Annotated in this window: 11 protein-coding genes and 1 tRNA gene; 1 reads left to right on the top strand and 11 read right to left on the bottom strand. The window is 66.5% G+C overall.

The genetic code is table 11. The features are described 5' to 3' along the window. The 11 genes from BLQ73_RS27385 to BLQ73_RS27330 all read right to left on the bottom strand — a co-directional run. A partial coding sequence (locus tag BLQ73_RS27385; protein ID WP_143020468.1) for a hypothetical protein occupies positions 1 to 221 on the bottom strand: 221 nt, incomplete at its 3' end. Positions 222 to 645: 424 nt separating this feature from the next. Further along, positions 646 to 1,194 (bottom strand): hypothetical protein, encoded by a 549-nt coding sequence (locus BLQ73_RS27380; protein ID WP_093174924.1) that lies wholly within the window; start codon positions 1,192 to 1,194, stop codon positions 646 to 648. Continuing rightward, positions 1,191 to 1,685, bottom strand: coding sequence for a hypothetical protein (locus BLQ73_RS27375; protein WP_093174922.1), 495 nt, complete (start codon positions 1,683 to 1,685; stop codon positions 1,191 to 1,193). Before BLQ73_RS27375 ends, BLQ73_RS27380 begins: the two co-directional genes overlap by 4 nt. 746 nt (positions 1,686 to 2,431) lie before the next feature. Further along, positions 2,432 to 2,824: a 50S ribosomal protein L7/L12 gene (gene rplL / locus BLQ73_RS27365; RefSeq protein ID WP_093174917.1), complete on the bottom strand. Its 393-nt coding sequence runs from the start codon at positions 2,822 to 2,824 to the stop codon at positions 2,432 to 2,434. 72 nt (positions 2,825 to 2,896) lie between these two features. Then, positions 2,897 to 3,421, bottom strand: coding sequence for a 50S ribosomal protein L10 (rplJ, locus tag BLQ73_RS27360; RefSeq protein WP_093174914.1), 525 nt, complete (start codon positions 3,419 to 3,421; stop codon positions 2,897 to 2,899). A 422-nt stretch (positions 3,422 to 3,843) separates the two neighbouring features. Further along, complete coding sequence (locus BLQ73_RS27355; protein ID WP_093174912.1) at positions 3,844 to 4,686, bottom strand: SCO4651 family lipoprotein; 843 nt, start codon at positions 4,684 to 4,686, stop codon at positions 3,844 to 3,846. Between the two features lie 268 nt (positions 4,687 to 4,954). After that, the gene (gene rplA / locus BLQ73_RS27350; RefSeq protein ID WP_218126036.1) at positions 4,955 to 5,674 is read right to left on the bottom strand and encodes a 50S ribosomal protein L1; all 720 of its coding nucleotides are present in this window, start codon (positions 5,672 to 5,674) and stop codon (positions 4,955 to 4,957) included. A gap of 151 nt (positions 5,675 to 5,825) precedes the next feature. After that, the gene (gene rplK, locus BLQ73_RS27345) at positions 5,826 to 6,257 is read right to left on the bottom strand and encodes a 50S ribosomal protein L11 (protein WP_093174907.1); all 432 of its coding nucleotides are present in this window, start codon (positions 6,255 to 6,257) and stop codon (positions 5,826 to 5,828) included. A 235-nt stretch (positions 6,258 to 6,492) separates the two neighbouring features. Further along, positions 6,493 to 7,284: a transcription termination/antitermination protein NusG gene (gene nusG, locus BLQ73_RS27340; protein WP_093174904.1), complete on the bottom strand. Its 792-nt coding sequence runs from the start codon at positions 7,282 to 7,284 to the stop codon at positions 6,493 to 6,495. Positions 7,285 to 7,354: 70 nt separating this feature from the next. Next, complete coding sequence (gene secE / locus BLQ73_RS27335) at positions 7,355 to 7,606, bottom strand: preprotein translocase subunit SecE (protein WP_093174934.1); 252 nt, start codon at positions 7,604 to 7,606, stop codon at positions 7,355 to 7,357. Between the two features lie 76 nt (positions 7,607 to 7,682). Further along, positions 7,683 to 7,755 (bottom strand) — tRNA-Trp (locus tag BLQ73_RS27330). A gap of 254 nt (positions 7,756 to 8,009) precedes the next feature. Here BLQ73_RS27330 and BLQ73_RS27325 point away from each other — a divergent pair. Further along, positions 8,010 to 9,227: a pyridoxal phosphate-dependent aminotransferase gene (locus BLQ73_RS27325; protein WP_176955713.1), complete on the top strand. Its 1,218-nt coding sequence runs from the start codon at positions 8,010 to 8,012 to the stop codon at positions 9,225 to 9,227. The last annotated feature ends 52 nt before the right edge of the window (positions 9,228 to 9,279 follow it).

The raw sequence follows: 9,279 nt of genomic DNA, 5'->3' as shown, positions 1-9,279 counted from the left end.
TCGAAGATCTCTTCGAGACCTGACTGGGTCGGAACGTCCTTGCGCCCGGCCTGGCGAGCCGCCTCGACCCGGCCCTTCCACTTCTCGTTGCCGAGGAGCCAGTCGAACGACTGGGTCTGCAGGGCGAGGAGGTCCGGAACTTCAAGCGGTTCCTGGATCCGTGCGAAGGAGACGCGACGGGGACCGGCGGGTACGGCGGAGGCGATGCGCGAGGCTGCCAACAGATGTCCTTCCGAGGGCTCGCGGCGGACTGACTACACGCACGCCAGACGACAACGCAACAGTTACTCTGAGAAGCGGGTCGTCAAAGGGCAGCGCAAAGGGGCAGTGTAGCCGAACGGCATACACCTGTCCACTCAACTCTCGCTGCATGCTCCACGTTGGTCGCAGCATCGCCCGTCCAGCCCGAAACGTCAAGCCCGAGAGCCGACATTTCAACCAGCTACAACCGACACGCTGGGAATTCCCCCTCGCACGGCCTGAAAGCGCCACCGAGTCCAAGACGATACCCGCGAGTTGAAGCGGCTAACGCCCAGTCGTGCGGAGGGTCGAACCCTTGCCAACGATCGACACTGCTGTGGCAGAACTACCCAAGAGCCCAGGATGTCCAAACACACACTTTGCTAACAATTAAGTAACCGCAGGTCAGGCCGTGCCTAGGAGCGTCGACACGACCGCGACGAGCCAACGTGATCCACTTTTCACCATTACGAACCGTGCACGATTACGCATGAACTCATGACGTGGTTCCTTCTCCCCTTCGGGAGTCTTGGTCACCTCGATGTTCATGAACAACAACACGTCCACCCGGTCGCCCTCAACCCGCTCCACAGCCGCCCCTGACACCGTCGCCTGCTGGGCGGCCTGCTGGCTTTTAGCCCTCGGCACCAGCGTCTGGGCGAGTTCGCGGTAATGCCGCGTGAGATCTCCTGTGGTCTGACCCTGCGCCCGACTCATGTCCTGCTCGATCGTGCGGTAGTCGTAGGACAGCATGTCGGGAGCCACCATGCGCGCCGCCGCCAGCGCCTCCCGCCCGAGCGTCTCCGTGGCCTGCAGCCTTCCGAGGTCCATCCACATCACTCCGACGGCGGCCCCGAGCGCGAGCGCCACAGCGGCGAGCAGCGCGACGACCCAGGTCGCGACCGGCGAAGATCGTACGGCACCGCCGCGCCCCGGCTCCCACTCCCCGCTCATGACACAGGCACCATGTCGGACACCAGCCACGACTCCCCGACCTTGGTCACTTCCACGCTCCACCTGAAGTAACGCGTCTCAGGAGCGGCCTTGGAGCCCTCCCTGCTCACCAGCGAGTCGGCGACGACCAGCACGGTCGCCGTGCGGCCGTCGCTGCTGACCAGCCCCGTCGCGCGGAGCACCCCGTCCTGACGGACCTTGTTGTCGAGAGTTGTCTTTCTGAGCGACGCCGAACTTTGGGCGAATTCTTCCCTTGCCTTCCCCGTCGAACTGCCGAGTGCACGCTTGATATCGTCATCCACGCTCGTATGGCTGACGGACAGCATATTCACGGCATGAAGCCCCGCCGCGCGCAGCGCTCCCGCACGGGTGTCCGCGGCCTCCTGCGCGTCCGAGAGCCGCCACCACAGCCATACCGCCAGCAGGGCCAGCACGACGATCAGAGTGCCCAGGGCCGCCAGGATGACCAGTCCGACCCGGCCGCTCCTCATATCAACCCCAGGTACGGCCTCATCAGGCTGAAGCTCCGCGGAATTGGGTTGATACGGATATGCCCGCCGGAGGGCAAGGTGTCCTCAAAAGCATAGATCAACTCCGCCGCCGCCTCGATCGGCTGGGGAGAACCGCCCGATCTCACCGCCATGCGCCCCCGTCCCTCCCGTAGCCGGTCGAACACGGCCTCTTGCGCACGCGCCACCGCCCTTCGGGGTCACTCGGCCCGCCAGTCGCCGGATCATAACCCGCTGCCTTCATCGGCACAGCCGCCTTTCCCGACGGCAGGCCATTTCCCCCCGTACCACGCCACCAACGACTGCCCCGTTCACATGACTCACCCAGGTCGAACCTATCCCCGTACTCCCCAAAATCACCCACAAGGACTAAAAGCGACCACAGATCTCTACAAATCCTCTATTTCCGTTGAATAACACGATTTTCCAATTGTCCCGATCGAACGCGCCGGGCTCCCGCCGGGGGTCCGCCCTCTCCCGTCCCCCACGCGTACGGCACCGGCCTCCGAGCCGAACACCCCCGCACCCCGCCTGCGGGACGACACGGACCTCTGTCCCCGCAACCGAAGATCCCCCATGCCGCGAAAGCACAGAAGAGCAGCAGGGAGGCCGCCGGAGTCCGGACATGCGAAACGGGGCGGATCCACCCGGCACCTAGGTGGATCCGCCCCGTTTCGAGGCGTGCTGCGGACCGGCGAACCGGCCCGGTCAAACAAGGTGGCTTGAGGTCACTTGACGGTGACGGTGGCGCCGGCGCCCTCAAGGGCGGCCTTGGCCTTCTCAGCGGCCTCCTTGTTGACCTTCTCGAGGAGCGGCTTCGGAGCGCCGTCGACGAGGTCCTTGGCCTCCTTCAGGCCGAGGCTCGTGAGGGCGCGGACCTCCTTGATGACCTGGATCTTCTTGTCGCCGGCGGCCTCGAGGATGACGTCGAACTCGTCCTGCTCCTCGGCCTCGGCGGCGGCCTCACCGGCACCGCCGGCGGCGGGGGCGGCGGCCACGGCCACGGGCGCGGCGGCCTTGACGTCGAAGGTGTCCTCGAACAGCTTCACGAAGTCGGAGAGCTCAAGGAGGGTCATCTCCTTGAAAGCGTCGAGCAGCTCGTCGTTGCTGAGCTTCGCCATGGTGGTTCCTCCATGTGGGTCTTGAAAAACTTGGGAACGAGAACCGCGGTGTGCGGGTGAATCCCCTGGGATCTACTCGCCGGACTCCGCGCGCTTGGCGCGAAGCGCCTCGGCGAGCTGAGCCATGTTGGTGGGCAGCGCGTTGAAGACGGCGGCCGCGTGGCCGAGCTTCGCCTTCATCGCCCCGGCCAGCTTGGCGAGGAGAACCTCGCGCGACTCGAGGTCGGCAAGCTTGGTGATCTCGGCCGGGGTCATCGACTTGCCGTCGACGACGCCACCCTTGATCACCAGAAGGGGATTGGCCTTGGAGAAGTCACGCAGACCCTTGGCCACCTCGACCACGTCGCCCTTCACAAAGGCGATGGCGGTCGGGCCCTGCAGGAGGTCCTCCTGCACGGCCACCCCGGCCTCACGGGCCGCGAGCTTGGTCAGCGTGTTCTTCGCCACGGCGAACTTCGCATTCCCACCGAGAGAGACGCGGAGCTCTTTGAGCTGCGCGACGGTGAGACCGCGGTACTCGGTCAGGACAGCGGCTTGAGAGGTCGAGAACTGCTCCTTGAGCTCGGCGACCGCCGTCGTCTTGTCCGCCCTCGCCATGGGCCTCCTTCCAGATGTGCCGCCGGCGAAGGACAGAGGAAAACAAACAAGCCCCGGCGCAGGCGCACGGGGCTCTCACGCGAGGACGGCGGCCCAGGGCCGCATCCACCACATGGAAACTCGAATCACAACCTGCGCTGGCCGTCCACTCACGTGAACTCTTCGGCCGTCAAGGCATAAGGGCACTCGACGACGACCGGCGGTCTTCGGCACGGACAGGCTACCCTCCCCCGCCCCCGAGAGCAAACCGTCCCAAGCCACATTCCCGCAGACCGCACCGACCGCCCCTTGGCCCGAGAACCCTGTGCCCGAGAACCCGGTGAACGTGGCCCTGTGAACATGGGCGTGCCCGGCGATCTCGATCGAGATCGCCGGGCACGGCATGCCGACCGCCTGGCCCGCGGTCGGTCATCGATTCAGGTTCAGTTGTGGGCAGCGCGGCCGAGCGCTTCCTTGGGGAACTCGCCCACCTGGTCGGCGGGAGGAGCGCTGATGTCTGCGGGCTCGTTGAAGCCCTTGAACTCGAGCGCGAGGTCGGCCTTGCCATGCTCGTCGCCACCACTCAGGGTGATCTTGCGAGGCAGGCTCTGGGCGTCGGCCCAAAGGTCGAACTTGACGTTCTTGAGCTCCGCGAAGTTCCGCGTGGCGCGCTCCTTGGCCTCGGCGGGCAGCTGGGCGACCGCCGCGTCGACCGGGAAGGTGCCGCTGTAGTGGGTGGTCTCCACGCCTCCCACGGTCTCGGTGCCGACCGCCTTCACGTCCTTGGAGGTCGACAGCATCTTGGTCGCGTTGGCGAGGTCGAACTGCTGCACCTGGCCGAGGAGCTGTCCGGTGTCGACGCCCTCCTTGTCGGCCTCGGACAGCGGCACCTTGATCCACGGCTTGGTGGCACCCGCGACCTTCTGAAGGATGTCCAGCTTCACGTAGACCGTGTCGCCGAGAAGGATCGCCCGCGCCCCTCCGGGCAGGCTCTGGCTGCCGAACGACGCGCTGTCCACGTTGATGTCCACCGCGAGCTGGGGCTTGCCCTGGTAGATCATGCGGCCCTGAACCTTGCCCGTCTCGCTATCGCCTCCATTGAAGTTGGCGACGCCGTCGACGGTGTAGGACGTGACCTCTTGAACCTTCTCTGCGCTCGCGGCAACGGCTTCCGCAGCGCTCAGTTGGATGTTGCCCAGAGACTGCACGCTGTTCGATCCGCACCCGGTGACCGCCAGAAGAGCGGCCGATCCCAGGGCGGCGATCGCAAGCGTTGTCCGGCGCATCGGTGTTAGTCCCTTCGTGTCCCCGTTCACTTAGCCTCGACCCTACGCACCGGCCGGGCGATCCGCGTCCACCAAAGGGAGGATTGGCTGCCCGGAAAAATGGCCATTTGGTGGAGGCCCAGGACCCCCGGTCCCGGGAGTCGGCCACTCGCAGGCACGGAAGGGCGGACCAGGCTCTCGCCGTACGGCATCGCATAAGAAGAGCCCCTGCCGTACGGCAGGGGCTCAGAAGCGCGCTCAGAGCCGCAGAGGCGGCTCCGGGCGGCTGTCAGGCGTCGAGCTCGGAGGTCACGCCACGCGTCACGCTGGGGTCGACCGGGATGCCGGGGCCCATGCTGGTCGAGAAGGTGACCTTCTTGAGGTAGCGGCCCTTGGCGGCGGACGGCTTGAGACGGAGAACCTCGTCGAGGGCTGCGGAGTAGTTCTCCAGGAGCTGGCGCTCGGGGAAGGAGACCTTGCCGATGACGAAGTGGAGGTTCGCGTGCCGGTCGACACGGAACTCGATCTTTCCGCCCTTGATGTCGGTGACGGCCTTGGCCACGTCGGGCGTGACGGTGCCGGACTTGGGGTTCGGCATGAGGCCGCGGGGACCGAGGACTCGACCGAGGCGGCCGACCTTGCCCATGAGCTCGGGGGTCGCGACGACCGCGTCGAACTCCGACAGGCGGTTGCCCTTGCTGATCTCGTCGATCAGCTCGTCGGCGCCGACGATGTCGGCGCCGGCCTGGCGGGCCTCCTCGGCACGGTCGCCGGTCGCGAAGACCAGGACCCGGGCGGTCTTACCGGTGCCGTGCGGGAGGTTGACGGTGCCGCGGACGATCTGGTCGGCCTTGCGCGGGTCGACACCCAGGCGCAGAGCCACTTCGACGGTGGCGTCGAACTTGGTGACCGAGGTCTCCTTGGCCAGTTTGGCCGCCTCGACAGGCGTGTGGAGACGGTCGCGGTCCACCTGGGCCGATGCGTTGCGGTAGCCCTTGCTGCGCTTCACTTGCTCTCTCCTTCGCGGAGTCCGTGGTTCGAGGGCCAGCGCCTGGCCCACCCCACTGAGCCTTCTCATCGAGGATCATCCGATATCACCGGGATGTCCGTGGATGCGGGGGCTCGTTCTTCTGGAATCTTCGAAACGAACGTCGAGTCGACTAGTCGGCGACCGTGATGCCCATGGAACGGGCGGTGCCGGCGATGATCTTCTCGGCGGCCTCGATGTCGTTGGCGTTGAGGTCCTGCAGCTTGGTCTCGGCGATCTGGCGGAGCTGGTCCTTGGTCAGCTTGCCCACCTTGTCGCGAAGCGGGTTGGCGGAACCCTTGTCGAGACCCGCGGCCTTCTTGATCAGCTCAGGCGCCGGCGGCGTCTTGGTGATGAAGGTGAAGCTGCGGTCTTCGTAGATGGTGATCTCAACGGGGATGATGTTGCCCCGCTGAGCCTCCGTGGCAGCGTTGTACTGCTTCACGAAGTCCATGATGTTGACGCCGTGGGGGCCGAGCGCGGTACCGACCGGCGGGGCGGGCGTGGCCTGGCCGGCGGGAAGCTGAACCTTGACCAGCGCGGCGACTTTCCTCTTCGGAGGCATTTATCCTTCTCCGGGTCCTTTGTCCTACAAAACCCCCGTAGGCGCGGTGAACTGCTCCCACGCTCACGGGACGACTGGCCAGTCTATGCGAGCACCGGGGCCTCAACCGCCCGAACCCCCTGCTGGGAGGGCCGACGACGTAAGCCCCCGCCCTCACGGGCGAGGGTGGGACGGCCGCGGGTGACGCATGCTGGAAGGCCGAGACGCGCCGGATGATCCAGCGCGTCTCGGAACCTCAGATCTTGGAGACCTGGTTGAACGAGAGCTCGACCGGGGTCTCGCGGCCGAAGATCGACACGAGCACCTTGAGCTTCTGGGACTCGGGACTGATCTCACTGACCGTCGCGGGCAGGGTGGCGAACGGGCCGTCCATGACGGTGACCGACTCGCCGATCTCGAAGTCGACCGTGGCGGAGGCCGCCTTGGCGGAGACCTTCTTGGCCTCCTCGGTCGGCTCGGGCGCGAGAAGCTTGGCGACCTCGTCGAGGCTCAGCGGGCTCGGCTTGTTGGACAGGCCGACGAATCCCGTCACGCCCGGCGTGTTGCGCACCGCGGCCCACGACTCGTCGGTGAGGTCCATGCGGACGAGCACATAACCCGGCAGCACACGCTCCTTGACCGGGGTCTTCTTGCCGCTCTTGGTCTCAAGCACCGTGTGGGTCGGCACCTCGACCTGGAAGATGAACTCCTCCATGTTGAGCGAACCGGTGCGGCTCTCGATGTTGGACTTCACGCGGTTCTCGTAACCCGCGTAGGAGTGGATCACGTACCACTCGCCCTCCAGGCCGACGAGTTGGGCGCGGAACTCCTGCACGGGGTCGACGTCTGGGACGATGTCACCGTCTTCGTCAACGGAAGCAGCCTCGGCGGCGGCGTCCTCGCCTGCGGCACCGCTCTCGTCGGTGCCATCGGCGGGCGCGTCGTCGCCGGCGGACTCCTCGGCGGCCAAGACGGCGTCGGTGGCCTCTTCCGGCTTACCTTCCCACTCTTTGCGGGAATCACCGGAGGAAAGCGGGGACTCGGACACGGTGGCTCTTTCTCTCTAACGTCGGTCGGACTGGTGGCTCCCGGCTGGGCGGGGCCGCCGCTCATTCGGCTCAGCTTCCGCCGAAGACCGCCAGCACACCCTCAGTGAGAAGGGCGTCGAGCCCGGACACGATAGCCACCATGATCAAAACGAAGACCAGGACAACAATGGTGTAATTAATGAGATTCTTGCGCGTGGGCCAAATGACCTTGCGCAGCTCCGCGACAACCTGCCGATAGAAAAGGGCGGGAGAAGTACGCTTCTTCTCTCCGCTCGGCCTGCCTGGCTTGTCTGCGGTTTCGCCGCGCGTGTCGATCGCCACAGTCCTCACCTGCTCTGTCGTGTCCATCGCAACATGCGGCGCGCTGACACGCCCTTGATGCGCGGACCGCACTCCGCAGGGCACGAGGGACTCGAACCCCCAACCGCCGGTTTTGGAGACCGGTGCGCTACCAATTGCGCTAGTGCCCTAGGTTGTGAACCACCATACCCCGACGAGCCGGAAGAATGTCGGTGGCACACCACGGCTCTGCCGACAGGCGTCAGCAGAACCAAGCAGGAGTGTACGCAGGATTGCCCCCCGCGTCGAACCAGAGCCGCTATCCGGGATGATCGCCCAGGTGGGGGTCTTGCGCCCCCGAACGCCTTCCCCTCCGGGGATGTACGGCGGCGCCACCGCCCACATGCCGATATCGGGCGGACACCCGTTCGCCACGTCTGAAACGATGGGAACCATGACCACGCGACGCCGCGTCTCAGCGCGCATTTCATCCATCTCCGAGTCGGCCACGTTGGCCGTGGACGCCAAGGCCAAGGCGATGAAGGCCGCCGGACGGCCGGTCATCGGCTTCGGCGCGGGCGAGCCCGACTTCCCGACCCCCGGCTACATCGTCGAGGCCGCCGTCGAGGCGTGCCGTACGCCCAGGTTCCACAAGTACACGCAGGCCGCAGGCCTGCCGGAGCTCAAGCAGGCCATCGCGGAGAAGACCCTGCGCGACTCCGGCTACGAGGTGGACGCCTCACGCATCGTCGTGACCAACGGCGGCAAGCAGGCCGTCTACGAGGCTTTCGCGGCCCTGCTCGACCCGGGTGACGAGGTTCTCGTGGTCGCGCCGTACTGGACGACCTACCCCGAGGCGATCAAGCTTGCCGGCGGGGTCCAGGTCGACGTGGTGACCGATGAGACGACGGGCTACCTCGCCTCGGTCGAGCAGCTTGAGGCGGCGCGCACCGAGCGCACCAAGGTCCTGCTCTTCGTCTCGCCGTCCAACCCCACCGGCGCGGTCTACTCCGCCGAGCAGACGATCGAGATCGGCCGCTGGGCGGCCGAGCACGACCTGTGGGTCGTGACCGACGAGATCTACGAGCACTTGGTCTACGGCGACGCGAAGTTCACCTCCATCGCCACGGCGGTGCCCGAGCTCGCCGACCGGGTCGTCATCCTGAACGGCGTCGCCAAGACCTACGCCATGACCGGTTGGCGGGTGGGCTGGCTGATCGGCCCCGCCGACGTGGTCAAGGCCGTGACCAACCTCCAGTCGCACTCCACGTCCAACGTCTCGAACGTGGCCCAGGCCGCGGCGCTCGCGGCCGTGACGGGCGATCTCTCCGCCGTGGCGGAGATGCGCGAGGCATTCGACCGCCGCCGCCAGATCATGGTCCGGATGCTCAATGAGATCCCCGGCGTGGTCTGCCCGGAGCCGCTCGGCGCGTTCTACGTCTACCCGTCGGTCAAGGCCGTGCTCGGCAAGGAGATCGGCGGCACGCGCCCGCAGACCTCCGCCGAGCTCGCCGAGGTGATCCTGGAGCAGGCCGAGGTCGCGGTCGTCCCGGGCGAGGCGTTCGGCACTCCCGGATACGTCCGCCTTTCCTATGCTCTGGGCGACGATGACCTCGTCGAGGGCGTCACCCGCATCTCCAAGCTGCTCTCGCAGGCCCGCTGACCCTCAGCGGACGCCCAGCGGACCAAGCGGACCAATGGGCATCGACGACGGC

The sequence above is a fragment of the Sinosporangium album genome, from assembly GCF_900100605.1.
GTDB classification, from domain to species: Bacteria; Actinomycetota; Actinomycetes; order Streptosporangiales; family Streptosporangiaceae; genus Sinosporangium; species Sinosporangium album.
The sequence above is the reverse complement of the archived record's forward strand: the minus strand, read 5'-3'. Positions and strand labels throughout refer to the sequence as shown.